The sequence below is a fragment of the Wolbachia endosymbiont (group B) of Schoenobius gigantella genome, assembly GCF_964031005.1.
Classification (GTDB): domain Bacteria; phylum Pseudomonadota; class Alphaproteobacteria; order Rickettsiales; family Anaplasmataceae; genus Wolbachia; species Wolbachia pipientis.
In genome coordinates this window covers 1,521,414-1,547,612 of sequence record NZ_OZ035002.1, presented here as the reverse complement: position 1 = coordinate 1,547,612, position 26,199 = coordinate 1,521,414, and the positions used below count along the sequence as shown (strand labels likewise).

The 26,199-nt window shown below is 34.4% G+C and carries 20 protein-coding genes and 8 pseudogenes; 15 read left to right on the top strand and 13 right to left on the bottom strand.

Annotated elements, in window-relative coordinates; genetic code table 11:
• Positions 1 to 142: 142 nt before the first annotated feature.
• On the bottom strand, positions 143 to 1,609 hold the full coding sequence (locus ACQH2O_RS07280; protein ID WP_208571710.1) for a hypothetical protein: 1,467 nt from the start codon (positions 1,607 to 1,609) through the stop codon (positions 143 to 145).
• A 135-nt stretch (positions 1,610 to 1,744) separates the two neighbouring features.
• Between ACQH2O_RS07280 and ACQH2O_RS07275 the strand changes: the two genes are divergently transcribed.
• Entirely contained in the window at positions 1,745 to 3,019 is a 1,275-nt protein-coding gene (locus ACQH2O_RS07275; RefSeq protein WP_010082345.1) for an APC family permease, read from the top strand.
• 213 nt (positions 3,020 to 3,232) lie between these two features.
• Here the strand turns inward: ACQH2O_RS07275 and ACQH2O_RS07270 are convergent.
• Together ACQH2O_RS07270 and ACQH2O_RS07265 are read right to left on the bottom strand one after the other, a co-directional pair.
• Positions 3,233 to 4,193 (bottom strand): annotated as a pseudogene (locus ACQH2O_RS07270) (IS110 family transposase).
• Between the two features lie 320 nt (positions 4,194 to 4,513).
• On the bottom strand, positions 4,514 to 4,966 hold the full coding sequence (locus tag ACQH2O_RS07265) for a hypothetical protein (RefSeq protein WP_015589289.1): 453 nt from the start codon (positions 4,964 to 4,966) through the stop codon (positions 4,514 to 4,516).
• 140 nt (positions 4,967 to 5,106) lie between these two features.
• On the opposite strand from ACQH2O_RS07265, the gene ACQH2O_RS07260 reads away from it, so the two are divergent.
• Positions 5,107 to 6,141, top strand: coding sequence for an aspartate-semialdehyde dehydrogenase (locus ACQH2O_RS07260; protein WP_010962945.1), 1,035 nt, complete (start codon positions 5,107 to 5,109; stop codon positions 6,139 to 6,141).
• Between the two features lie 882 nt (positions 6,142 to 7,023).
• On the opposite strand, the gene ACQH2O_RS07255 is transcribed toward ACQH2O_RS07260, so the two are convergent.
• Positions 7,024 to 7,524, bottom strand: a complete 501-nt coding sequence (locus ACQH2O_RS07255; protein ID WP_010082340.1) for a Smr/MutS family protein — start codon at positions 7,522 to 7,524, stop codon at positions 7,024 to 7,026.
• Positions 7,525 to 7,616: 92 nt separating this feature from the next.
• On the opposite strand from ACQH2O_RS07255, the gene rlmB reads away from it, so the two are divergent.
• From rlmB to ACQH2O_RS07235, 4 genes are all read left to right on the top strand, one after another.
• Positions 7,617 to 8,381 (top strand): 23S rRNA (guanosine(2251)-2'-O)-methyltransferase RlmB, encoded by a 765-nt coding sequence (rlmB, locus tag ACQH2O_RS07250; protein ID WP_038199241.1) that lies wholly within the window; start codon positions 7,617 to 7,619, stop codon positions 8,379 to 8,381.
• 79 nt (positions 8,382 to 8,460) lie between these two features.
• Positions 8,461 to 9,183, top strand: coding sequence for a Bax inhibitor-1/YccA family protein (locus ACQH2O_RS07245; RefSeq protein WP_010962942.1), 723 nt, complete (start codon positions 8,461 to 8,463; stop codon positions 9,181 to 9,183).
• Positions 9,184 to 9,720 (top strand): cytochrome c oxidase assembly protein, encoded by a 537-nt coding sequence (locus ACQH2O_RS07240; protein ID WP_010082343.1) that lies wholly within the window; start codon positions 9,184 to 9,186, stop codon positions 9,718 to 9,720.
• Between the two features lie 170 nt (positions 9,721 to 9,890).
• Complete coding sequence (locus ACQH2O_RS07235) at positions 9,891 to 10,868, top strand: quinone oxidoreductase family protein (protein ID WP_038199239.1); 978 nt, start codon at positions 9,891 to 9,893, stop codon at positions 10,866 to 10,868.
• Positions 10,869 to 11,216: 348 nt separating this feature from the next.
• On the opposite strand, the pseudogene ACQH2O_RS07230 reads toward ACQH2O_RS07235, so the two are convergent.
• From ACQH2O_RS07230 to ACQH2O_RS07220, 3 pseudogenes are all read right to left on the bottom strand, one after another.
• Positions 11,217 to 11,375: pseudogene (locus ACQH2O_RS07230) on the bottom strand (IS5 family transposase); the annotation flags it as partial.
• Between the two features lie 22 nt (positions 11,376 to 11,397).
• A pseudogene (locus tag ACQH2O_RS07225) lies at positions 11,398 to 12,230 on the bottom strand (IS5 family transposase).
• Between the two features lie 61 nt (positions 12,231 to 12,291).
• Positions 12,292 to 12,986 (bottom strand): annotated as a pseudogene (locus ACQH2O_RS07220) (transposase); the annotation flags it as partial.
• Between ACQH2O_RS07220 and ACQH2O_RS07215 the strand changes: the two are divergent.
• The gene (locus ACQH2O_RS07215; RefSeq protein WP_179943772.1) at positions 12,882 to 13,271 is read left to right on the top strand and encodes a hypothetical protein; all 390 of its coding nucleotides are present in this window, start codon (positions 12,882 to 12,884) and stop codon (positions 13,269 to 13,271) included. The pseudogene ACQH2O_RS07220 and the gene ACQH2O_RS07215 overlap by 105 nt on opposite strands.
• Positions 13,272 to 13,296: 25 nt before the next feature.
• Positions 13,297 to 14,279 (top strand): annotated as a pseudogene (locus ACQH2O_RS07210) (IS4 family transposase); the annotation flags it as partial.
• A gap of 193 nt (positions 14,280 to 14,472) precedes the next feature.
• On the opposite strand, the pseudogene ACQH2O_RS07205 reads toward ACQH2O_RS07210, so the two are convergent.
• Positions 14,473 to 15,404 (bottom strand): annotated as a pseudogene (locus tag ACQH2O_RS07205) (IS110 family transposase).
• A 216-nt stretch (positions 15,405 to 15,620) separates the two neighbouring features.
• Here ACQH2O_RS07205 and ACQH2O_RS07200 point away from each other — a divergent pair.
• The 4 genes and pseudogenes from ACQH2O_RS07200 to ACQH2O_RS07185 form a co-directional block, all read left to right on the top strand.
• Positions 15,621 to 16,028: pseudogene (locus tag ACQH2O_RS07200) on the top strand (IS4 family transposase); the annotation flags it as partial.
• Positions 16,029 to 16,406: 378 nt separating this feature from the next.
• Positions 16,407 to 17,798 (top strand): hypothetical protein, encoded by a 1,392-nt coding sequence (locus ACQH2O_RS07195; protein ID WP_425385177.1) that lies wholly within the window; start codon positions 16,407 to 16,409, stop codon positions 17,796 to 17,798.
• 177 nt (positions 17,799 to 17,975) lie between these two features.
• A complete protein-coding gene (locus ACQH2O_RS07190; protein ID WP_022626382.1) occupies positions 17,976 to 18,323 on the top strand; it encodes an IS630 transposase-related protein in 348 nt (115 codons plus the stop codon).
• Between the two features lie 167 nt (positions 18,324 to 18,490).
• Positions 18,491 to 18,826, top strand: coding sequence for a transposase (locus ACQH2O_RS07185; protein WP_049973597.1), 336 nt, complete (start codon positions 18,491 to 18,493; stop codon positions 18,824 to 18,826).
• A 416-nt stretch (positions 18,827 to 19,242) separates the two neighbouring features.
• On the opposite strand, the gene ubiB is transcribed toward ACQH2O_RS07185, so the two are convergent.
• Together ubiB and ACQH2O_RS07175 are read right to left on the bottom strand one after the other, a co-directional pair.
• The gene (gene ubiB, locus ACQH2O_RS07180) at positions 19,243 to 20,673 is read right to left on the bottom strand and encodes a 2-polyprenylphenol 6-hydroxylase (RefSeq protein WP_070356945.1); all 1,431 of its coding nucleotides are present in this window, start codon (positions 20,671 to 20,673) and stop codon (positions 19,243 to 19,245) included.
• On the bottom strand, positions 20,670 to 21,410 hold the full coding sequence (locus tag ACQH2O_RS07175; RefSeq protein WP_038199232.1) for a metal ABC transporter ATP-binding protein: 741 nt from the start codon (positions 21,408 to 21,410) through the stop codon (positions 20,670 to 20,672). Before ACQH2O_RS07175 ends, ubiB begins: the two co-directional genes overlap by 4 nt.
• Between ACQH2O_RS07175 and ACQH2O_RS07170 the strand changes: the two genes are divergently transcribed.
• Positions 21,402 to 22,283: a zinc ABC transporter substrate-binding protein gene (locus ACQH2O_RS07170; RefSeq protein ID WP_010962934.1), complete on the top strand. Its 882-nt coding sequence runs from the start codon at positions 21,402 to 21,404 to the stop codon at positions 22,281 to 22,283. The genes ACQH2O_RS07175 and ACQH2O_RS07170 overlap by 9 nt on opposite strands.
• A gap of 224 nt (positions 22,284 to 22,507) precedes the next feature.
• Here ACQH2O_RS07170 and ACQH2O_RS07165 read toward each other — a convergent pair.
• A pseudogene (locus ACQH2O_RS07165) lies at positions 22,508 to 23,351 on the bottom strand (IS5 family transposase).
• Here ACQH2O_RS07165 and ACQH2O_RS07160 point away from each other — a divergent pair.
• On the top strand, positions 23,247 to 23,537 hold the full coding sequence (locus ACQH2O_RS07160) for a hypothetical protein (protein WP_425385396.1): 291 nt from the start codon (positions 23,247 to 23,249) through the stop codon (positions 23,535 to 23,537). The pseudogene ACQH2O_RS07165 and the gene ACQH2O_RS07160 sit on opposite strands and share 105 nt — an antisense overlap.
• 188 nt (positions 23,538 to 23,725) lie before the next feature.
• Here ACQH2O_RS07160 and ACQH2O_RS07155 read toward each other — a convergent pair whose 3' ends face one another.
• Both ACQH2O_RS07155 and rpmG read right to left on the bottom strand, forming a co-directional pair.
• Positions 23,726 to 24,001: a helix-turn-helix domain-containing protein gene (locus tag ACQH2O_RS07155; protein ID WP_010082632.1), complete on the bottom strand. Its 276-nt coding sequence runs from the start codon at positions 23,999 to 24,001 to the stop codon at positions 23,726 to 23,728.
• 25 nt (positions 24,002 to 24,026) lie between these two features.
• Entirely contained in the window at positions 24,027 to 24,227 is a 201-nt protein-coding gene (rpmG, locus tag ACQH2O_RS07150) for a 50S ribosomal protein L33 (protein WP_010082633.1), read from the bottom strand.
• Positions 24,228 to 24,376: 149 nt separating this feature from the next.
• Between rpmG and ACQH2O_RS07145 the strand changes: the two genes are divergently transcribed.
• The gene (locus ACQH2O_RS07145; RefSeq protein ID WP_095742804.1) at positions 24,377 to 26,140 is read left to right on the top strand and encodes an Rne/Rng family ribonuclease; all 1,764 of its coding nucleotides are present in this window, start codon (positions 24,377 to 24,379) and stop codon (positions 26,138 to 26,140) included.
• Positions 26,141 to 26,199: the final 59 nt, after the last annotated feature.

Genomic DNA, 26,199 nt, shown 5'->3' with positions numbered 1-26,199 from the left:
TGCTCTCAAATCACAATGTTCGTACAGCTATGGATTCATTCGCGGTATAGATTCCGCTAACTAGTAGCGGAATGACGAATTTGTTGTTTTAAAATTGTCAGTAAATCTAAGTCAGTTTAGCTATATAGCACGAACTAAACCACTAAGCAGCAGAAGACCTTGCATGACCTCCAAAAAATGTTTTTACTCTTTCAAGATAAGTAAGTGGTTCTGCAGGAATTTCTATCTCGTCTATCTTATAAGATATTGCTGCATCTATGACTTCATCTGTTATTAATTCTCTTAGCCTTTGTTTTATTTGCCCTCTCCGAATATGTTCTCCATAGTCGTTATAAAACTTTACATATAATTCCTTAAACACAAATTCTTTTATAGCATCTCTTGTATAAGAAATGCCATCCTTTACTTCATCACTCACGCTGCTCAAATCCACCCCAGAACTTGGTGAATACAAATTATCAAAATTTTCTTTCAAAACTTTTATTTTATGGTAGTGCTTATCCACATATTTCTCAAGAAATCTTTTAGTAGCATCACTAGCCAACTTTCCTATTGGCTGAGGCTCTAGTTGAGCTGCAAAATTATTTTCCGCTTTAAGACCACTTAATGCATAAATGATACGGTTGAGCATTCCAGGACCACATTGGCGATTACTTTCCTCAAAGCGAACCAGTAATATAGACTTCAATAATTCTATATCTGCATTTTGCTTTCTTGCCGCAATTAAAACTAAATTTATAGCCTGTGTCAATGTCAATCCGGTTTGTGAATCTGCCCAATTTACCCACTCCCCAGTTTCATAACCATCCAATCTTAGATAAGGTTCTATCATTCGTTTTTGCTGACTTGTTAAACCGCTTATATAACTTTTAAACTCTTCATCCAACTCATTTAACGGCGTACCATGTTCTTCCTTTAATTTTTTGGCACATTCAATAACGCTTTGCTGAAAACTTCTAGTATGAACGCTCTGACTACTAGTACCCACATCACTTACATTAAACAAAAAGCTTAGCTGCTTTACATTCAAACCCAAAGGTGAAAAGAGTTTTACTGATGGATATTTTATTAACTCAAGAAGTGCTACTGGAATTAGCAGTGCATAATTTAACAATAATAAACCAAAATTAAATATAAGAAACCCACGTAGAGCTGATACCTTTGATGCAATATACAAAAATGGAAGCTGTAGGTAATATATCAAGTGTATACTGAAGAATAAGATTTTGTCCTTTAATTTTATTGTTGGATCTTTATAAACCTCAAACAACATGCTATTGCTATCAATATTGTTGTTTTTAAAGGAGGTATAGTTGTTTATGATCTTCTCTTGCAAGGGAAGAAGCATTTTATTCAGGCAAATAAACGCAGCAATAACAATAAAACCTGTAGCCAAAAATGCTAGTGCAGGGCTAGAAGTGCTTGTAGATAAATAGGCATAAAGACCATCAACAATTAAGTTTTTGTATAATCTTTCAAAGGGACGAACTAGAATCGGGTCAAGGATATAGTTAACAAGAAGATTTAAATAATACACGAGAAACAAAAGTGCAATCAAAAATGCAATAATACTACAAACAACCAAAAATGCTTTTAATCTCGGATTCATAACCCCCTCTTAATAATCTGTTAATATAATCTATTTTAGGAATAAATTGAAAAAAATGCAAGTTTTTATGTTAAAAGATCAATTGAAATTTCTGAGTTTAGGGTATATTGTTAATCTATTTAGATAAGAATTATTGTGTCAAATAAAATAGGTTTTTGGGCTATTTTTGCCTTAGTGATTAGCAGCCAAATTGGCTCTGGAATTTTTATGCTTCCAATTAGCCTTGCTCCATATGGCATGTATAGCCTTATAAGCTGGATAATATCAGGGCTTGGTGCTATATCTCTTGCTTTAGTTTTTGCCTCACTCTGCGCAAAATTTCCGGAAACGGGTGGCCCTCACGTCTATGTAAAGCATGCTTTTGGCCCTGCTGCAGCTTTTTTTGTTGGTTGGACGTATTGGGTGATCTCATGGGTTAGCACAACAGCCGTAATAGTTGTGGGTGTTGGTTATCTTACACCATTTTTCCATGAAGATATTCAAAACGTACATCTGTTTTTAGAGATGTTATTACTTACAATTATTACACTAATAAATTTTAGAGGAGTAGCTACTGCTGGACGTGTTGAGTTTTTATTGACGGTGATAAAAATTTCTGTATTGCTTGTAATACCTATAGCAGCATTGTTTTTTTTTGATAGAAATAACTTCATCATAAGTGAAGAAATATCAAATCTTACAACATCGCAGATTCTTGCCCGTTCTACACTTATTACTCTATGGGGTTTTATTGGAGTTGAATTGGCAACAGCACCTGCAGGGTCAGTTGATAATCCAGCTAGAACAATACCAAGAGCTGTGGTACTTGGAACAATCTCTGTTGCTGTTGTGTATTTTATCAACAATCTTGCAATTATGGGATTAATAAATGGCAATGATTTAGCAAGTTCAAGAGCACCATATGTTGACGCAATAAAAATTATGGCCTCTGGCAATTGGCACTTGATTATTTCTATAACTGCGTTCATTTTTTGTGTTGGTACTTTAAACGCTTGGGTACTAGCTAGTGGACAAGTGGCCCTTGGCCTTGCAAAAGATAAACTGATGCCACAGTTTTTTGCTCAAAGAAACAAGCACGGTTCTCCTTTCTGGGGCATAACAACTAGCTCAGTTGGAACTGCAACTTTACTAATCCTCACTTCAAGCAACAATTTTGCTAAGCAGATCACATCAATTATCGACTTTTCTGTAGTTTCATTTTTATTTGTTTACCTTGCATGCAGTCTTGCTTTTCTCAAAGTTATTGTGCAAGAAAAGAGTTGTTACAAATTTTTAATTGGCAGTATAGCAACAACCTTTTGCTGCTGGGTAATATTTGAAACTTCTGTGAATACCTTGCTGATCGCAAGCTTATTCACTGCAAGTGGCGTACCTCTTTATTTATTTTGGTATCGCAGAGTTTCTGTATAGCAAATGTTATGTATCTGTTCAGCAGAGTGGCAAAATAAGGTAGACGAGAAAAGACAACTATAGGAAGAAATGGGTGTCATGCCAGTGCGTGACACTGGCATCCAGTTCTTTCGCGCAGTTCCATCAAAAACGTTGTAAAGGATTAATCGCTTTCGTGTTTACCAACTTAGTGCCCAATCTGGATCCCAGATACTGTCTCTGCTGTCAAACAAATTATCCAACAAAATTACAATTAAATGGTTGATTATTTTTAAGAATACCAAAAAAGACATGCATTAATTTTCGCATTAACGCAAGAACTATGACTTTTGGACATTTGCCTTTACTTGCTAGACGCTGACAAAACTTTTGAAAATGATTATTATGGTTTTTGACTACTATAGCTGGCATATAAAGAGCTTTTCGAATACGCTCAGATCCTATTTTGCATATGCAACTTCTCTTACTTACTGACGATCCCGATTGATAATGTCCTGGATTTAGACCAGCAAAAGCTGTAAATTGTTTAGCATTGTCAAAGTTATCAACTGATGGCATTTCTGCGACAACAGCAACAGCAGTAAGATAACCTATACCTTTTATAGTCTTAAGGTTTTCCACCATATTTTTTAGATGTGGATAGTTATTTATATGCTCATTAATTTCTTTTTCGAGAACAATAATTTGCTCCTCTATTGCCAAAATTACTTTAGATATAGCTTCTTTGCAACTGGAATGCATATTTTTGTTTTCCAAGCGATTTGTCTGTTGCACCTTATCATCTTTTAGCGATTGCATGCAACGGTAAAGCTCCCTCAAATGACTCATTTCAGGTGCAATGGGCTTCCAAAGAGCAGGTTTGTTGGCGATACAAAATCTAGCTATCATAGCTGCATCTGATTTATCTGTCTTATTTCTGAGCAGCTCACTTTTGCCAAAAGCTTTCTGGGTTTACTATACTGACATTATGTCCTAAATCGTGCATAAAAGTAGCCAAATCTTCTCCATACCAACTAGTTGCTTCAAGACATAAATGAGTAAGATTTGCTCCATGGCCATTGCACCAAACTACAAGTTTTGCAAAACCATCTTGATTATTTTGAAAGACTTTGTGTCGTTTTTTACTGTCCACTAACAAACAAACATCAAATTTCTTTTTTGAAATATCCACACCCAAAATAGCATTTACTTGCATAAAATTGCCTCCAAGACTATAAATAAACTGAGAGTTTAGACTAACCTTGTAATACGGGATATAATTCCAAAAGATACTGTTCAGTCTTTAACTCTATGGGAGGGAAGCAAAATCTGGCTTAATGGCATTAGTGTCGCATCAGCTTCACCCTCCCTGTGAGGTATTTTAGCTCTAATGCCTCACATCATAAAGATACAAGTGTCACGCACTGGGATGACGAGAAAGGAGCACTGGAATTTTTGTTTCAATATTTGTACATGAGCCATGCATCTGAACAGATACAATGTTATAACTAGAGATAATTTTTAAATGATTGATATTTATGAACTACGACTTTTCTTGTTGTCCACTTGTTCAACATTACCCTTCTCAAGTTTACTATCTACTTCTTTTGTGTGTTCATCATCTATACTAGTTTCATCTTTTATCTTACTAGGGTAATCTTCCTGCGATTTTTTATATGCTTCCATGTTGTCATATATAGGGTTACTGATGATTTCTATTTTTTCAGGTGTGAAAATCCTTGCTAAAAATCTCCTTATTATTGGTATTGACCTTAAGAGATCTCTTAGCTTTGAAGATTCTTGTCTTTTGTTTAGAGACTGTTGGTCTATTTTAGAGGTTTTTACACCATACTTTTTATCATCAAAATTTATTGTAGGCTTTCTTTTATTCGAAAGAACACTTTGGGCCTTTGATCCATTGGTTCCTTCAGGCCCTTGAGGTGTAGACATTGCAGGTTTAACCTTAGTTTCATCGTATTCCTTACTCATCTTTCATTTCATTATGTAATATTACTAATATTGCATAATAATAGCTAAATTACAATTAATTGCAAGGTAAAAATATTAAAACAATTGTAAATTTTGTCAGTAAAAATATAATAGAACTTTAAAATTAGAGGTTCATCTATATGAGATACAAAATTGCTGTTATTGGAGCAACCGGAAGAGTAGGGCGTGAGGTATTAAGCACGCTTGCTGAATTTCAAGATGAGGCGATAGATTGCGTTATTGCACTTGCATCGAAAAAATCAGAAGGGAAGAAGGTGAGCTTTGGTGACAAAGAGTTAACAGTTTTATGCCTTGAGGATTATGACTTCGTTGGAACTAATGTAGCCATTTTCTGTGCTGGATCTCATGTTTCTGAAGAGTATGTACCAATTGCAACACAGGCTGGATGCATCGTGATAGATAACAGTTCCCATTTTAGAATGAAAGAGGGTGTGCCACTCATTATTCCAGAGATTAATAAAGAAAAAATTATGGAATATAAAAACCACAACATAATATCCAATCCAAACTGTACTACAATACAGATGCTGCTAGTACTACATCTATTACACCAAAAAGCAAAAATAAAGAGAATCGTTGCTTCAACTTATCAATCAACTTCTGGTGCAGGCAAAGCAGCAATGGATGAGCTCTATGACCAGACAAAAAAAATCTTTATGAACGAAGCTAAAAAACCCAAGATATTCTCTAAGCAAATAGCATTCAATTGCATTCCCCATGTAGGAGAATTCATGGAAAATGGCTCTACAGAAGAGGAATGGAAAATGCAAGAGGAGACAAAAAAAATTTTAGAGGAAGATATAAAAGTTACTGCAACTTGTGTAAGGGTACCCGTCTTTATCGGTCACGCTATGGCAGTAAATGTGGAATTTGATCAACATATCACTGAAGAACAAGCTCGTGAAGTGCTAAGTGAAGCCGAAGATAGTGGAGTTTTAGTGTACAACAGGCGTGAAGATAGTGAATACATAACTCAAATTGATGTTGTACAGGAGAATGCTGTATATGTATCGCGTATTAGAAGAGACAATACTGTTGAGCACGGATTAAATATGTGGATAGTGGCTGACAACCTGCGCAAAGGCGCAGCATTAAATATAGTGCAGATTCTTGAGATTTTGATAAGAGAGCATTTGTCAATCAAGTGCATATAGAGCGCACGTACGTTGTAATTCGAAGGAAATTGTATATCACATGGCAGCGCGTGACGCTGGAATGGCTTTGTTGCATCGCTACTTATGAAAGGCTAACTATAATTAGGATTATAAGCAACTTATTGAAAATCTTGTTTTTTTTGCAATCAATCTGATCAAATTTAAGAATAGTAACTTGTTATTTATATTAATAAATTTAATTCTATTGAAAATAGCTAAAGCATTGAAATTCTTGAATTTTAGCCGGATTAGTGAGTGGTAGTGAAATTTCTTTTACTCAAATTTAGGTATTCACTGACCGTTCTTGTTATAAATACCAGAATAATAAGCTACTGATATTCTCCACCTTTTTTATCTTTAATCCATCATAGCTAGCGATGCAACAAAGCCGGCTGGATTCCAGTGTCAAGCACTGGAATGACACCATTTGCTGTGCAGTTTACCTTCAAAAATGAATGTTCGTACAGCTATGGAATAAATCGCGGTATGACGGTTCGCAGCGGTATAGTAACTCGTCACCCCGCTATTTGTTAGCGGCTGAGATACCGCGGCGGTATGACGTAGAAGCTATACTTTTATACTCACCAACTCAGTATCCAATCTGGATCCAAGTAGTCAAGCTATTCGGATGACACCCTCATAAAGTGAAATGAGATCCCGCTAACACGTAGCGGGATGACGAGAAAGGGGCTACTCGGATGACACCCTCATAAAGTGAAATGAGATCCCGCTAACACGTAGCGGGATGACGGGAAAAGAGGTACTGGGAGACATCCTTCCTGGTAGACCCAAATCACAATGTTCGCACAGTTGTGCGTCACGCGCTGCCGAACACTGTATGGTTATACAAGAAAAATTAAGGCTTAAAAGGAATTTTAAGTATCAGGACTCAAGGTTTTTATTCCTTCTTAATAAAACATAAAAAGCCCCTTTACCACCATGTTTTTTCGTAGCTTGTTGGTAGTATAGAACCATATGCTGGATTTTAGTGTCATTTAACCATTTATTTAAGTTACTCTTTATAGTGTCTGTTTTGTTTGTTGCACTGCCGTATCCCGTAATTACCAATAAACATCTATTTCCTGCTCGATAATTTTTGATAATAAAATCTATCAATTTACAGTAAGCATCCTCTATATTATAGCCATGCAAATCGAGCTTATCGCTTATAAAATATTTACCCCTATCAACTTTTGATTTTGTGTTTTGGTCAAGACAAAATGATGAGTTACTATTATTGGTATTAAGAAAATTCCCTTGTAAGTCGGAGGTACCTTTATCAACCATAGACTTTATATTTACTTTATGATCAACTTTCAAAGTAACTTTTCCACATTTTATTGGCTTAACATTTTTTTGCCAATCCAACTCATCGTCCGACATAAACGCATTAATCGAATTGTATAATTTTACAACAATATTCAAACATAGTAAAATGTTGCTTATTCTATAAAAACCCGATTTTCAATAATACGATGAAATCGTCAAAAACTAATGAGAATTTTTGGCTGTATGGAAAGCACACCTGCATGTCAGCACTGAAGAATAAAAATAGGCGGTGTATAGAACTGTTAGTAACAGAAAATTTCTATAGAGAACACGAAAAAGAAATTAAGCAATATGCAAATAGTAAGGGCATTAAAGTTCGATTAGTAGAAAACAAAATACTTAATGACGTTTTACCCAAAGGTGCTAACCATCAAGGAATTGCTTTAAATGTTGCCCCTATTCTTTATAACTTAAGCATCGAAGAAGTAGCTGAAAGCTCAAACGACAGTTCTACTATAGTCATTTTAGATCAAGTCACTGACACGCACAATATTGGATCAATTTTAAGAACTTCAGCTTGTTTTAATGTTGACGCATTGGTTTTACCACATAACCATTCACCGAGTGAAAATGCATCTATTGCAAAAGCAGCAAGTGGGGCTTTAGATATTGTTCCGCTAATATACGTTACAAATATAGTAAAAACTATGCAGTATTTAAAAAAGGTCGGCTACTGGTGTTACGGGTTTGATTGCAATGCTAAAGAAAATATAGATGAAATAAAGAGTTTTGAGAAAAAAAGAGTAATTATTTTTGGTTCTGAAGAGAAAGGAATGCGGAGGTTAGTTAAAGAAAATTGTGATTATCTTTTAAAAATCCCAATGTCAAATGCAATTAACAGTTTAAATGTTTCAAACGCAGCAGCAATAGGCCTATATTCTATTTATATTAAAACAAATGCCAGCGCATAGCTGTTTATAATAAAAACACTTGATAAAAATATGGTTTTATATTATAATGTGTTAAGTAATGGATAAAAGGAGTTATATTATGTCTTATATGAGAAATGAACAGGATATTCGCTCTCAAGGCGTTTATTATAGTGCTGGGCTTAGAAGTTACCTAACTAAAGTATATAATTACATGGCTTTAGCTTTGGGCGTCACAGGGCTTGTTGCATTTTTAACAGTATTTTCTGGTCTTTTTCAAGTAATTTATTCTAATCCCGTTCTATCGCTTGTGGTAATGTTATCTCCGGTTGCATTGGTGTTCTACATGTCTTATAGAATTCAACACCTAAGTGCTCAGTCTGCCGTTACTATATTTTTCTCGTTCTCAGTGTTAATGGGGCTTTCCTTATCTTATGTTTTTATAGTTTATACTGCAGAAAATATAGCAAGGGCGTTTTTCATTACATCAATCATGTTTGGCTCTATGGCTTTATATGGCAATACTACAAAAAGAGATCTTACAAGTATGGGCTCTTTCTTGATTATGGGAGTTTGGGGGTTAATCATTGCGTCTATAGTAAATTTATTTCTTGGAAGTAGTCCTCTCCACTTTGCAATATCGTTCATATCAGTAATAGTCTTTACCTTAATGACTGCGTATGATGCTCAAAGAATCAAGGACGTTTATTATAAACATAATGACGGATCAGAAGTTGCTACTACTAAATTGGCAATACTCGGTGCAACTAATCTTTATTTTGACTTTATTAATATATTTCTCAATCTACTCAGGTTACTTAACTTGTTCAACAATAGGGATTAGATGTTTTCCTTTTTAAGGAAAGGCAGTAAGAATTCTATAGTTTTCTTTTTAGTATCTTTAGTTGTGTCGATGATATGTCTTGCATATGCATCGGTACCTCTATATAGCATTTTCTGTAAAGCTACTGGGTATGGTGGCACAATAAGAAAAGTAACTAACACAACAACAAATATAACTAACCAAAAGATCAGGGTCCATTTCAATGCTGATATAATGTCCGATCTACCTTGGGAGTTTAAATCAGAAACTAACTACGTTGACGTAAACATAGGAGAACAAAGTTTAGCGTTTTATTACGCAAAAAATCTATCTGATCAGCCTTCATTTGGTATGGCGGTGTATAATGTTACGCCTTTCAAAGCAGGTAAGTATTTCAATAAAGTTGCATGCTTTTGTTTTGAAGAGCAAATGTTGCTACCAAAACAAAAAGCAGCTATGCCCGTATCTTTCTATATAGATCCTGAGATAATGCTTGATAGTAATACAAAAGATTTGGGCGAAATAACACTATCATACACGTTCTTTAAGCTTAAGTAACAGAATGTTTGCAAACCGTGTCATTTCAGTAATCAATAGGGTGTCATCCAAGTAGCTGACACTGGAATGACAGGAGGTAACGCAAGAAGTCTATTGATTGTGAAAACAATAACTTTGCAAAATATTAATTGTTAGATAACATAATCAAAGTTTTTATCTTAATATTCATCATGGTTAGAGCTATACAAATTAAAAAAACTGGGGGACCAGAAGTATTAGAATTTGTAGATAAGAGTATAGGTGAGCCAAAAGGCGAGGAAGTTTTAGTACGTCACACAACTATCGGCTTAAATCGTTATGATTTAGAGCACAGAAAAGGTACGCGCAAAATTAAAAATTTACCATCAGTGCTTGGGGTAGAAGCAGTGGGAGTTATTGAAAAGCTTGGTAAAAAAATCAGTGATGGATTGAAGGTTGGAGACAGAGTTGGATATTGCACAGCTCCTCCAGGGGCATATTGTGAAAAGCGCATTATACACCAGAAATATCTGATAAAAATTCCAGATGACATATCTGATGAAGTTGCTGCTGCAGTGCTGTTTAAAGGTATGACAGCTCACTATTTAGTTAATCAATCTTATAAAGTTAGGCCTGGTGCTTTCGTGCTAGTTCATGGGGCTAATGGTGGTTTAGGACAAATAATATGCCAATGGGCAAAGGATAAAAAAGGTGTAGTGATAGGTTCTGTAAGCTCTGATGAAAAAATGAAGATAGCTTTACAAAGTGGCTGCACATACGCAATAAACTACAATGATAAAGACTTCGTTTCTAAAGTTATGGAGATTACGCAAAACAGAGGAGTAGGTGCAGTGTATGACCCTATAGGTTACGCTACAAGCAAGCTTTCTTTTGAATCTTTAGGCAGGTTCGGCATATACGTTTCCTATGGGCAGATATCAGGTAACGCTCCTATTAGTTTTTCTTTACTTAGTTCACGTTCGTTATTTGCAACTGGAACCTCAATATACCATTATAAGCATGATAGATTCACATTAGTGCTTACCACAATGGAAATCTTCGAGATGATAAGAAAAAAACTTTTAACTGTACGGATCAATAAAAAATATAAATTTGATGAAATAATTCAAGCACATCGTGATATGGAAAATAGAAAAGCGAGTGGGTTAAATATTATCAAAATCTCTTAAATAAATTAGTAATTTAAACTAACCATTCATTAAGTCATATCAACTAGAACTTCACATATTTAATTCTCCTTTTGGGGGAATTAAAAGCATATAGCTAAACTGACTTAGATTTACCGACAACCGTCATCCCGCTACGTGTTAGCGGAATCTATACCGCGAATAGACTTCTTGCATAACCCAAATTAAGTAGAAAAAGGTATCATCCGAGTAACTGACACTGGTTCCTTTATGACGGTAGTAGCCCCCCTTCTCCTGTCATTCCAGTGCTCCCTTTCTTGTCATCCAAGTAGCTGACACTGGGATGGCTTTGTTGCATCACACTTTATGAGATGGTGATTTATGGTAAATTCATGTAACTATCTCAAATTTAGCCATACCAATATCAGTGAACTTATTGAGCAAATAGCATTTAACAAGTAGTTCCTTCTCTCTATTTGTCTCAGATTTATTCCTAAAACTAAACCCGAATGTTTGTTTCAGTTGCGAGAAAAAACTTTCTATATAAGAGGTTGTCCGGAAACTAGTAAATTCAAGCATATTCCCTCTTTAACATAACCCTACTCATAGCTAGGTATATGAAATTCTCAGTGGATGTTGTGAGTAAATCATACTCCTTCGATAGCCTTCTATTCCTATTAACCCAAGCAAAAGTCCTTTCTACAACCCATCTTCTTGGCTGTACTTTAAACCCTTGTTCTCTTGTTGGTAGTAGCTCAGGTGGCGTATCTTTGTGCACCCAAAATCTACATGGAGGCCTTTTAACAATTTCAATATCTATGTCATATTCTTCCTTTATGTGATTCTTTAAATTTCTTCCTTGGTATCCCATGTCAGCCCACATTTTTTTAACTTTAGTATATTTTGTTCTCATATTGTTTAATGCTATTTTAATACCATCTCTATCATTTTCGTTAGCAGCGCCTACGTAACAACCTAGTATAAAACCCTGAGTGTCTGTAATTATATGCCTTTTTCTACCCTTTACTTTTTTACTTCCATCATAGCCTTTGATCCCCCCTTTTCTGTAGTCTTTACAGATTGACTATCTACTATACAGGCACTCGGCTGCTCATTCCTTCCTATTTTTCTTCTACTATATTTTGTAATTTCATAATTCATTTTCTCAAAAATTCCCTGCTTCTTCCATTGCCTGAACTGCTCATACACAGTCTTCCATAGCGGAAAATCATTTGGTAAATACCGCCATTGACACCCTGTACGCAATACATAGAAAATTGCTTCTAATATTTCTTTTTTGCTATACTTTGGCGGCCTTCCTCCTTTCTTGTATGATACTCTGAAGTGTTTTTCTATTCTTGCCCATTCCCTTTCGCTTAGATCTGTTGGATACTTTTTTCTCATCTTTACCCCGTACTAAAATTTCAGATATTATAGCCTTTTACTTGTTTCCGGACAACCTCTAAGATCTTTTTCCATAACTCATCTCTTTTTTCCACTTCTTTATACCATCTTCATCATATGACTTTATGAGCTTGACTGCAGAATTTCTCTCAGCCATATAGTCTAACTTTGGATGCTCTGCTGCGTTGTTTTTCGGAGGAATTTTCGTTTTTATACCATATTGATTACACAGCTTATAGAGCTTTTCTCTGTCATATGCCCTATCTGCATATAGTACTTTTATGACATACTGAAAATCGACTTCTTTTAGCAAATCACAAGCTCCATAGTGATCAGCCGTTACTGTATTTTACAGCTATGGCTTTTTTGTTGTTTATATTCAACATTACGTGCAATTTTCTCGTTTGCTCATAGCCACGATATTTTCTGTCAGTGCTATTTTCCTTGCTGTGTGTTGTTGTATATACTAATTCCTGTACTGTCTATAGCAATTTCGATATCTTCTATATTATTTTCTGCAATCATTTATCTTAATATTAAGTTTCTTTTGATGCTTGTGAATAGCTGCAAATCTCTTCCTATTTGTTGCAAATACCCTTTTATAAACCCGACTGTTTGTCTTAAACCAATTCTAAAGAAACTGACGATTATATGCACCAAAATCACAACTTTATCACTATAAATATAGTTGCCGCCCTGCATTTTTGGACAATTCTCGTACCAATTTTCTATGGCGTCATTGATATAACAAAAAATGCTTCCTCTTTCTTGGAGAAATTTGTTATATTCATGGCAGTTACTGACTCTCATTTTTTGTGGCATATTTTTTCTTCAACAGTTAAATGGCTATTTATAATGAATTTTGTCAGTAACTGCCAGTTCTTTTCGCTTGAGCGATGCAACAAAGCCCACTGGGATCCAGTTTCACCTTGTGATGGTGTCATGAAAGTAGCTGACACTGGTTTCCATCCAAGACGGTGTCATTCCTTACTATTACCCACAAATATAAATGGACTAAAAAGTAAAATATTACAATATTAAAGTTTGCAAATATTGAGGGTGTAAAATGGCAAGTAAAAGTAGTGAATGGGCTAAAAATGAATTTGGAGATAAAAGGTTAACTGAGCGATTAGTAAAGATTGCTGATATGTTTGACAAAATTACCTGAAAGTTAGATTAATCAAGCATGTGAAAGTTGGTCAGAAGCAAAAACAGCATAACGTTTTTTTCAAAATGAGAATGTAAAAGAAAGTGATATTTTAGCTACACATATTAATAAGACGGTTGAGAGAACAAAAGCTCACAAGAGGGTTCTTGTCATTCAAGATACCAGTTACATTGTATATAATAACCATAAAAAAACAAGCGGATTAGCAAATTTGTCCAGTTATGATACTGCAAAAGGTATTATAATGCATACAGCTCTTGCCGTTAGTATAGAAGGTTTGGTACTAGGGATACTAGATCAAAAAGTTTATTCAAGACCTGAAGAAACTGAGAACCTTAAAAAAAAGAGCGATCGCATTGAAGATAAAGAAAGCGTAAAGTGGTTGGAAACTTTAAGAAAAACAAATAATATTATTGATCCAACTCAAACTGAGACTATAACTGTATGCGATAGAGAAGCAGATATATATGACTTTTTTGAGCTTGCACATAATCTTAATTCGGCAGTGCTAGTTAGAGCATGCAGAGATAGAGCAGTAAATAGAAAATCTCGATATCCTGAAAAAGGTGAGCAGAAGTTATGGGCATTTATTAAATCCTCTCATTGTGCAGGTACGGTAGAAGTTGAAGTTCCTGTAAAAGATAATAAGCCAAAAAGAACAGCACGTTTGGAAGTTAGATTTGGAAAGTTTATGATGAATCCATCTAAGAATAATATTAGGCATAAGACGGAAGAACTACCTAAATTACCACTTTATGCAGTTTATGTTGTTGAGAAAACTCCCCTTCCCTTAAAAAAAACCGCTAGAATGGATGCTATTAACGAATCTTTCAGTTAATACTTTCGATGAAGCTGTTGAAAAAATTAGTTGGTATCAACTATGTTTTTTAAAAATTTTTTTATTTGTGTAATTTTGCAAATTATATGGGCAATAAAAACCCGTTTGTCATAGAAATAGAATTTTATATCAAACAGCTACCACAGCAATTTCTGCTTAAGCTAATGAATATGTGCTTTAAGTCTGTGTGGACGCACATATTCATTAGCCAATTTCAGTTACCGTTGTGAAGATTTTTAAGTATGCAAATTAATTGCTTCTTTAAGTCTTGTATTAGCAATTACTATAATTTTACGCATTAGGGCTGTTATAGCCACCATCTTCTTCTTACCACTTTCAACAAGCTTAGAATAAAAGGCGCCAAGTATAGATTTTGACCTTGTAGCAGCCATAGCGGCTGTAAAGAGCTTTGAACGAACGTTACTTCTACCACCTGTAATCCTTCGGTAACCAACAGCTTTACCACTTTCTTTTGGATGCGGTGCAACTCCGGCAAGACTTGCTACTTCTTTTCTATTTAAGTAACCAAGCTCTGGCATTAAACACAAAAAATCTTGTGATAACTTTTCCAGGAACTGTTTTAAGAATTTTTTGGCGTTGTTGTAATTCGCGGCTTTCATCAATAATCTTTTGTATAGTATCATTGAGTTCGTTTATTTGACTATCGAAAAACTCAATGGTCTTTTGACAGCTTTCTTTTATATGATCATTTTCCGGTGCTTCAAGTCTGCATTTTTCTTGAGTTCTCATTTGCGTAATATCATCACGACGTTGACAAAGTGCAGCCAAAGTTGATTGTTCTGTAGAGGTAGGTACAAATAGAGAGATAGTTCTATGGCGTTCAAATCCATATTGAGCAAGAGCTCTTGCATCTAGACTTTGCTAAAGTTCCGTGAGATAAAATAAAGCTTTTTACTTTACGAGTATTAGCTCGATGCACGGCAATATTTTTGTCGGTAAGAAAATGTGATAAGCCAAGCTCATATTTCCCTGTATTTTCTAAAGTCACTAAAGCATTAGGTAGAATATCTGAAAACTCTTGAAATAATTGTTGCCAACCAGAAGCATTATTATCAAATTCGACAGCATTCTTCTGTTTGTGAATTGCAACGATATTTTTAAATTTTCCGATGTCAATGCCAATAAAATTTTGATAAGATGTAACCATAATAAACCTCGATAGTTTTAGTTAATTTAAGATTGTAAACGGGTGCATATATATGTCCCAAGCAACTATTCAAACGTATCGAGAGATAGGGCTAGCGTACCTTGATACCAACGGTTGTAATACCAATTTCCTTTCGGTCGCGCACGCCCGCTATTCCTAGTGAGCAGGGTTATCTTTCTCTCTTATCTCTTTTATATCACGTTTTTAACTTACAATTGCCTTAGATGGAAAATAGAGATATTACATAAAATTTTAAATCCGGTCTCAAAGTTGAAGAATGTAGGCTTGGAATAGCAGAAAGACTAATGAGATATCTAACAGTTATGAGTATTATTGCTTGGAGGATCTTCTTTATTACATCAATTGCAAGAGCTAACCCAACATTACCATGTACTACCTTATTAGCTGAAGAAGAATGGAAAGTTTTATACGTTAAAATACACAGAAAACCATGTCCAAGTGTAGTTCCCAACATAAAAGAAGCTGTTTCATGAACTTGGAGGCCATTTAGCAAGAAAAAATGACCCAAAACCAGGACCAATTACTCTTTGGAAAGGATATAAACGTCTCTTTGATTTAGCAGAAGGATGGCGACTTGCTCACGAACTTTATATTTGTGGGTAATAGTAAGTTGTTAGGGGGATCTGGAGATACCGCGGCGGTATGACGTAGGGAAATCTTACTTATTATAGCTATAGTTCTACATGAATTACAAAAGTAATATTTACTAGATCTTAATATTTTAGATCTATATTTTAATAAATAATGAGCTGTAATTAGTATGAATAATCCATTTAAAAGTGAGAACTATAAAAAAATCTCGATTCTCTGATCAAAGCTGTAAAGCTAGGAAATGCAGAGAAACAATATAACAAAACGTTAAGGGATTTATCTCATGCATTAGAAGGTTTTACAGGTGAGGCAAAAGGTATAGCTGAGTTTGTTATATATACTGACTTGAACAATTATGTAGAACAGCCATTAGGTCTTTTTAAAACATTAATGAATAGAATTTTGGGAAAAAATTTTCCAACCAAGAACAGTAGTATAAGTAATTTTGTAAATGATGAGTTGTCAAGTTTCACTTTAGAAACAGCAGCTAAGTATACAAGAATTTTAAAAAAAATTGATCTCTTGGAACAATTAGAAAAAGATTTCAGAAAAAATAATATTTTAAAAGATTCTTTAAATTTAGAACAAAGTGAAAAGAGTCAAGGAAAAGATAGATCACACGAAGTGAGTTTGGAAGGTAGAAAGCAAAAGGAAGGTACTTTTGAGCTGCGAAAAGAAGAACAGCCGAAAGAAAAATTAGGTGGTAATCGCATGAGGCAAATAAAGCGACCAACAACAGCACCTCCGGCTGCTCCAGATTCGAGGAAGGTACGCTTTAAATCAGAAATATCCTCAGATGGAGAAAGCAAGGCAAAGTCTACATCTTCTTTACTAAAAGGAGCTAATAGTTTTAGTATGCCTGATGCTAAGGAAAATCCTTCTGAGGATTCAGGCTATGAAAGTTCATTAGATCAGGGGTCTGAATATGAAGACATATCAAATTATCAAGAGAAAAAGCAAAAGGAAAATCCTTTATATGAGCAGAGAGAAGATTCAGGCTATGGAAGTTCATTAAATGAAGAGTCTGTATACAAAGAGATATCAAATTATCAAGAGAAGAAGAGTAAAATTTTAATAGAAAATTCGCAGAGTTCAAAATCGCCCAAAGAAGAGCCAATTTATGCAACAGTTCCTAAAGAACATATAGAAGCAAAAAGAGAACGTAAGCAGAAACAACAACCTCAATCCCTCGTACCACCAAAACCACCGCAAGTGCCAAAAAAAATGTTTACTACTGGTCAAGAAGTTAGACAAGAATCGAAAGTGGTAATCAAAGATAAACCTGCAGTACCGCCAAAGCCTAAAAATCTAAGCCGTGCTAATCAAAAAGTAAGCACAGAGCCAAAAGTAGTAGGAGTAATTCTTAAAAAATCAGCTGAAAGAGTACCACTAAAATCTGAAAATCAAGACAATAGGAAATCAGCACAAAAAGCTGCTGGTAAGGCGATACCAAAAGTAGCAGCAGCTACTATGAAAGGAGGAGCTAATCGCGAGATGGGCAGTAAAGTAAAGGCATTAAAAGAAAAATTTGAGCAAAATCAAGCAAAAGGAAATGCTAATGTACAGCTTGCTGAAAGCAAAACCACTCCAGCAGCACAAGCGGATATCGGTGTGAAGAAAAAACAATCTCATTCATTTCTAACAGAGAATAAAAGATCTGCAACGAAACACGTAACAGCAAAATCTGATCCAAAATCTCATGTCAGCAAAAATTCCCTTCTCACGCATGCAAATGTAAAGGAAATGGTTGCACAAATTGAGAAAGGAAAAGGAGGAAGATAGTAACATTTGGGAAAAAAACATATGTGTCAAGTCAAGAGATTGTGAGCAAATTTAGGAAATTATAGCTAAACTGACTTAGATTTACCGACAATTTGAAAAACCGTCATTCCGCTAACTATAGTATTTTCAAAAGCGAATGATAAAGGTATAATATGTTTTTTTAAAGTAGGGAAAGCGATGGTATATAGTGTAGATTTAAGGGAAAAAGCAGTGTCTTTGGTAGAAAAAGGAAAGTCAAAGGTTGAAGTTGCAGAGGTTTTTGAGATAGGGATAGCAACACTATATAGATGGCTAAAAAAGAAAGCTACTGGCCAAGGTCTCAAAGCGGTAAAAAGTACTGGTTTTATTCGAAAAATAGATCCAGAAATACTCAAAGAATATGTCAAAAAACACCCAGATCACACACTAGCAGAAATGAAACAAAACCTTGGCTTTGGGATAAGTGCAATTTGGTATAGATTAAGACAGCTAAAAATAACCTTTAAAAAAAGTCACATTCTATCAAGAGCGCAATCAAGAAGATAGGCAGCAATTTATCGATAAAGTCTCAAAAATAGACCACTGTAGCATTTTATATATAGATGAAGCAGGAGTTGATAATAGACTATACCGAGAATATGCACGAGCTCCAAGAGGAGAAAAAATATATGCTGATGTTCCAGGAAAAAAGCGGGAAAGAGTGAGTATAATAGGTGGATGAGAAGTTTATTGCACCAATGACCTTCACAGGAGGGTGTAATAAAGATATATTTAATGTATGGTTAGAGCGAAGATTACTTCCACAATTACAGCGTGATACAACCATAGTTATGGATAATGCTACATTCCATAAAACTCCCAAAACAAAGTCATTAATAGAGTCTTTTGGCTGTCATTTGCTTTATCTTCCAACATATTCACCTGATCTAAATCCGATAGAGCATTGTTGGCACACCATCAAAAGTTGCCTCAGACCTCTAATGCATCAATGTACAGACTTACACCTTTTAGTTGGTAATACCATTTTAGACGTTTATCATTCGTTTTAGAAAATACTATAGTTGAAATAGCGCAGTTACTCACCCCATAAATTTGGTGCTCTCTTTCAATCAAAGGTGTCTTGCTGCTTGAAATGTTTTCTTTGTAAAAATTTGGCTTATCTTTATATCATCTCATTCAAACAGCATTAACATAACTTATGCCTTTTTTGGATGTAGAAATTTTCTAGGAATTGTCTTTTTGAATTCTATGGTATTTTGTTTAACATTGAAACAAGAGGCCAGTGTCACGCACTGGCATGACACCCATTTGTTCCTATAGTTGTCTTTTCTCGTCTACCTTATTTTGCCACTCTGCTGAACAGATACATAAAGAAAGTGGAAAATTGGACATTCTCAACTCGGCTCCTGCAGATTAAAAATTAAGTTGAATAAAAATTGGATTTGACGCAGTTTTTTCCCATAGTTTAAGAAATTAAAAGTTTAACGATTAGAATTATAATTACAAACCACAATAAAAAATAGACTTTTCCATTTGATTTATTTTTAATTTGGATGTTTTCTAATTTTTTATCAGCTATTAGGTTTAATTTTTCTATAAGGCTAAATATCCCTTGGATTGTTTTTACAGGATAAGAACTTCTAATTTTTTCCCTATACCCTATTTTATTTTCATGTTGACTGCTTATCCACGCTTCAACTACTTTCCACATATTGATTTCTGAGTAGATCTTTCTACATGTCCCTTCCAGTAAAATCATAGTTTTCTGCAGCAATAACAATTGTGTTTGAACTTTCATATCAAAATCACCAGTTATTTTTAATAGCTGAGCAAGTAAACTAGCAAATGAAATCTTCTGTATAGGCTGCCCAATAATGGGTTCACCTATTGCCCTGCAAGCTGTGACAAAATTTCTATGCTGTGATGAAACATAACCAGCCCTAAAGTGCATTTTTGCAACGTGATCATAATCCCGATTTAAAAAGCCTTTGAGTATCTCTATAACGTAATAGCATGTCTCACGATCTATTCTACCCATGATTCCACAATCCAGGGCAATAATATTGTTATTACTATCAACCATTAGATTTCCAGGATGCATATCAGCATGAAAAAAACAATCCCTGTATACTTGATTGCAAAACGATTCTATAAGATTGATAGCTATTTGCTTACGATTATTCAGTTTTTCAACTTCGTATATTGGCGTTGCTTCTATCCATTCTAATGTTAAAACCTTTTTCGAAGTTCTATTCCAATCTATTTCAGGTACGTAAAAACCTCTGTCATTTTTTGTGTTTTCCTTTAGTTCCGAAGAGTGAGCAGCTTCAAAACGTAGATCTAACTCTAATCGGCAAATTTCAGCAAAAGTTTTGACTAATTCAATTGGCCTCAGCCTTTTTGATTGTTCGCTAAATTTTTCTGCAATTTCTGCAAGCCAAGAAAGCATTTTTATATCCCTTGAGAATGTTTTCTCAATATTTGGCCTTAAAACCTTCACAGCAACTTCCTTACCCTCAGTTGTAACCGCTCTATGCACCTGAGAAATCGATGCTGCTGCAATTGGCTTTTCAGAAAAGCTTGAAAAAATGTCGCTCAATTTACAATTAAACTCACTTTCTATAGTTTTAACTGCTATTTTATGTGAAAATGATGGCAATCTATCACATATCAATAACAAGTTATTTGTTATATCCTCATTTAAAACATCAGTACGTGATGAGATAGACTGCCCAAACTTAATGAACACCGGACCTAATTTTTCAAGAGCACACTTTAGCTTGTGGCCTTGTATTTTATTTATTGATTTTTTTGATGGTGGAAGTAAATAAGGTAATATATTGTAACGCGTCAGCACCGTAGTTATGTGCAGAAGACGCAAAATATTTTGAATCATTTCGCTGCGTAACTGCTAAATATTTCATTTAGGGTTCTATTTTTCATAATCTCATCAGGCTTGCCTTGGCAATAGATAGTATTATTTATACAAATTATGTAATCTGAGGATGGTAGAGCAGAGTTAAGATCATGAGAAGTCATAAGAATCGATACCAATCGTTTTTTTGCTATTTTATTTATAATATCATAAAATTTAGCCCGCGCGTTAATATCCATTGCACTAACTGGTTCATCTAGAATGATCAAGTCAGGCTCTGCAATTAAACAACGTGCAAGCAGTAATAATTGTGTTTGCCCTGCAGAAATTTCTAACACTTGATTTTTCAAAATGTTACCGATACCAGCCAACTCTATCGTTTCTGTAATAATGGATTGATTTTTCTTTAGTCTTTTCAAGGAGCTATTTAAAAGAAAATATTCAACTGTTATTGGCATCAAATTACTAATACTAAAATTTTGCGGCATGTAGCTAATTTTTGTGTTCTCAGCTAACACAATATTTCCAGTATAATTTTTATTTATACCAGCAATTGCTTTCACTAAAGAGGTTTTACCTCCACCATTTGGACCAAGTATTGTAATTATGTCTCCTCTTTCCATGAACATATTGATATTGTCAAGGATTCTTTTACCATCATATGCGAGAGCAAGATTTTCTATTTTTAGAACACGATTATTGACATTATTCAATTTATTGACAAAATTTAACTTCTTCTCAACGTTTATATGAGACATTTACTGGCTTTTTTTCTATTACTTTCACTTACACTATACTATAATATTGCCTTTTCATCCAATTTAAAAGTTGTAGCTACAATCAAACCTATCCACTCACTTGTAGCTTCTGTTACAGAAGGGATTTTAGAACCGGAATTGCTTGGCTATGCAACATCTGCACATAATTATATATTAAAGCCATCTGATGCGAGTAATTTAGAATCAAGTGACGTTATATTTTATGTTGACGATAACTTAGAGACGTTTGTTCAAACTTTCGCCAAAAATAATAAAGAACTAGTGCAATTGTCAAAGGCAATCAACCTACTTCCTACTCGGCCACATTCATTTTCTAGAAAAATCACTCACATTCAAGATGAAAAAGATTTACACATGTGGCTGAGTCCCGAAAATGCAAAGAGCATGATACTTTCTATAAGTGCAACATTGTCTGACATAGATAAAGGAAATTCCCATCGATACAGTTCTAATGCAACAAAAGCTATAAAAAAAATAGACCAAGAAGTAAAAGAAATCATGAAAGAACTGAATGATTTTAAAAATCAAAAATACATCGTTACTCATGATGCTTATCAATATTTTGAAAAATATTTCGGTCTAAATCATCCAAGCGCTATTCTTTCCATAGAAGAGGATTCTTACATAGGTATGAAGAGTTTAATGAAGCTAAAAAAGATAATGAAGGAAGAAAACGTTAAATGTATATTTGCTCATTCACAGGAAGATAGCATAAAGCCTAACGCCCTTTCTAATGACGCAAAAATGGTAGTTCTTGATCCTATTGGATCAGACATAGAGCCTGGAAAAGATGCATATCTAGCTATAATCAATAGCATTGCACAAAATTTTAAGTCTTGTTTTGTTGAGTAATAAGTTCCCTTTTAGCTTACTGTTTTATTGTTCTACAAATCAAGAAGAAGTGAGTTTACAACAAATGGTGTCATTCCAGTCTGGAATCCAGCTTTTTCATAATCATCAAAACGTTGTATTTTAACATAAAATGGCTGCTTTTATGCTTACTAACTTAATAAAATTCCTGGATCCCAGTGGGCTTTGTTGCATCACACTTTATGAGATGGTGATTTATGGTAAATTCATGTAACTATCTCAAATTTAGCCATACCAATATCAGTGAATTTATTAAGCAAATAGCATTTAGTTCTTTTTCTCGATTTATCTCAGATTTATTCCTAAAACTAAATCCGAATATTTGCTTTAATCTTGAGAAAAACCCTTCAATATAAGATCTTTTCCCATAATTTACTTCTTTTTTCCATTCTTTCATGCCATCTTCACCGTATAATTTTATTAACCTAATAGCAGCATTCCTGTCAGACATATAATCTATTTCTGGATGTTCTGCCGCATTGTTTATTGGTGGAATTTTTGTCTTTATATCATATTCGTTACACAACTTATAAAACTTGTGCCTATCACATGCTCTATCTGCATATAGTGCTTTTATGGCATGCTGAAAATCAACTTCTTTTAGCAAATCACAAGCTCCATAGTGATCAGCCGTTACTGTATTTTACAGCTATGGCTTTTTTGTTGTTTATATTCAACATTACGTGCAATTTTCTCGTTTGCTCATAGCCACGATATTTTCTGTCAGTGCTATTTTCCTTCAGGAGTGTTGTTGTATATACTAATTCCTGTACTGTCTATAGCAATTTCGATATCTTCCATATTATTTTCTGCAATCATTTATCTTAATATTAAGTTTCTTTTGATGCTTGTGAATAGTTGCAAATCTCTTCCTATTTGTTGCAAATACCCTTTTATAAACCCGACTGTTTGTCTTAAACCAATTCTAAAGAAACTGACGATTATATGCACCAAAATCACAACTTTATCACTATAAATATAGTTGCCGCCCTGCATTTTTGGACAATTCTCGTACCAATTTTCTATGGCGTCATTGATATAACAAAAAATGCTTCCTCTTTCTTGGAGAAATTTGTTATATTCATGGCAGTTACTGACTCTCATTTTTTGTGTCATATTTTTTCTTCAACAGTTAAATGGCTATTTATAATGAATTTTGTCAGTAACTGCCAGTTCTTTTCACTTGAGCGATGCAACAAAGCCATCCCAGTGTCAAGCACTGGGATGACATCGTAGGGGTGCTGGCCTGATAACCGTCATCCCGCTACTTGTTAGCGGGATCTAGAGATACCGCGAATGAATCGCGGTATGACGGTTCGCGGCGGCATGACGATAAGGTTTATACCTTGTCATCCCAGTGCTTGACACCGAGATTGATTTATCTTGTCTACCTTATTTTGCCACTCCGCTGAACGGATACCATATTATGCAGGTTTAGAATTATGCTTTATTCTTACGTTTATGTCTTGGCCCAATACAATCAATAAGTTAAGCAAGTATTCTAAGGAGAACCCTTCGATTTTTGACCTATTGATTTGAGATACTTTAGGTTGATCAATCTTTAGAGCGTTTGCTGCTTTTTTCTGTGTTGTGTACTTCTTACTTATTAATTGTGCAATGACCTTTATTAATTTCAGTTTTGTATCTTTCACATCCCCCAACTCTACTATTATAGGATAACTTAATTGTAAATTTTGCATAATAATAAAATTCCTTATAAAAAAATTACTTTAGTTTTTCTTCTTTAAATAACACATGCCTTCTGACTACTGGGTCATACTTCCTAAACTCCAGTTTTTTGGTGAGCTTTTTTGGATTACGCTTTTTTACATAAAAATAGCCAGTTGATTTTTCTTCACCAGTTTTTGTTATCTTGATTGCAGTGCTGACTAACTTAACGAGCAAAGAAGCATTTTTTTTCGCCATACTTATAATGATATAATAAATTCTATGCGAGTTTATTACGCAAAATACTAAAAGTCAATCGAATAATGCAGATTGCAAAATCCTTGACAATCAACAGTGCATTAAGTAGCATAAAGTTAACTTCAGAATAAAAAGCAAACGGTAAATAAGTGACAAATAGTGGTAAAAGGGTATTATTGATAGAAAATTCTATCTGTTCTAATGAGGTAAGAGTTGCCTTGTCAATTAATAACAAGGTTGTAGAATTTGAACAAGAATTCAAGGAAAAAAAACAATTAAGAGGTAATATATACGTTGCTTATATAAAGCGTATAGAGCCTTCTTTGCAAGCCGTATTTATTGAATATGGGAAAAATAAGCAAGGTTTTTTGTCTTTTTCCGAGATATCTCTAGATTACTTCAACATTCCAGAAAAAGAAAAGGAAACTATCTTTGAGGGCTACTCAAATGACGATTGTATAGAAGAAGCCTCAGCAAATGTTTCTTCAGATTCTGCAGCTAGTAAGAATGTCAACGGATCAGGTAGTGGTTTTGTAAGAGAGGTACCTTTATATAAAAAATACAAATTACAAGATGTTATTTCAGTAAATCAAAAAGTATTGGTCCAGCTAACTAAAGAGGAACGAGGCAATAAAGGAGCTTCATTTACAACATACATAACTTTAGTGGGTAGATACTGTGTTTTCATGCCAAATTCCATGAGCAAAGGTGGAGTGTCCCGCAGAATTGAAGATGCTAATGTCAGAAAGCAGTTAAAGGAGATACTGAGTTCAATAAACTTGCCAAAAAGATCAGGTTTAATAGTAAGAACTGTTGGTTCAGGAAAAAATAAGAAAGAAATTGAGCAGGATTACAATTACTTATCCTCATTATGGCAGAGCATTCAAAAAAATGCCTTCTCTGTAAACGTTCCATCATTAATTTACAATGAAGCAGATGTAATTATGAGATCTGTTCGTGATTTTTGTAGCGATGGTATAGAAGTTATAGTGTCTGGAAAGGAAGCTTTTGAGGCAGTTAGGCAATATGCTAACAATGCACTAAAAGGTAGTAAGTTGCGCTATAGATTGTATAGAGGTTATGCTCCGATCTTTACTTACTACGGAATCGAAGATCAAATTTCTGAGTTATATAGCAATAGAGTAGAATTGCCATCTGGTGGGTCTTTGATAATAACTTTAACTGAGGCGTTTGTTTCAATAGACGTAAATTCAGGAAAGATGACAGGAGAAGATAGCATAGAAGAAACAGCTTATAGAACCAACATGGAAGCAGTACCTGAAATATCAAGACAGGTGAATCTTAGGGGCCTATCAGGATTAATAGTAGTCGATTTTATTGATATGTTGAAATATCAGTATTGCAGAGCTGTTGAGTCTGCTATAAAGCAAGCGTTTAAAGATGATAAAGCTAAAGTTCAATTTAGCTACATAAATGACTTTGGTTTAATGGTATTTTCAAGGCAAAGAATTAAACCAAACATACAAGAAATTAATACTACAGAGTGTTTACACTGCAAAGGTACTGGAAGAGTAAAATCAAACGAAGTAATTGTTTCATCAATACTAAGGGATTTACAACATATTGCTAACAAGAATCGAAATAAGTCTTTTGATTTAGTAGCACACAGTGCAGTTATAGCGCACATTTTTAATAACAAACGCAATACAGTTTCTACAATCGAAAAAGAGTTTAATATTACATTGAACGTTAGTATTGATAACAGTTTAGATGTAAATACATTTGTTTTAAAACAAGGAGATGATGTTAATTTAAACGGTTATAAGCCATTACAGAACTCTGGATACCAAATTGGGGATAGCAGCAATGAAGAAGCTGATAATTCAAATAAACTACGAGGCAATTTTTGGCTGACTAAGTGGCTTTCGCGCCTTTTAAGTTCTAATAACTAATTAGAAACCTAAATTGGGCTTGTAATTAATGAGCCCTATACTTATATATTCTTATATCA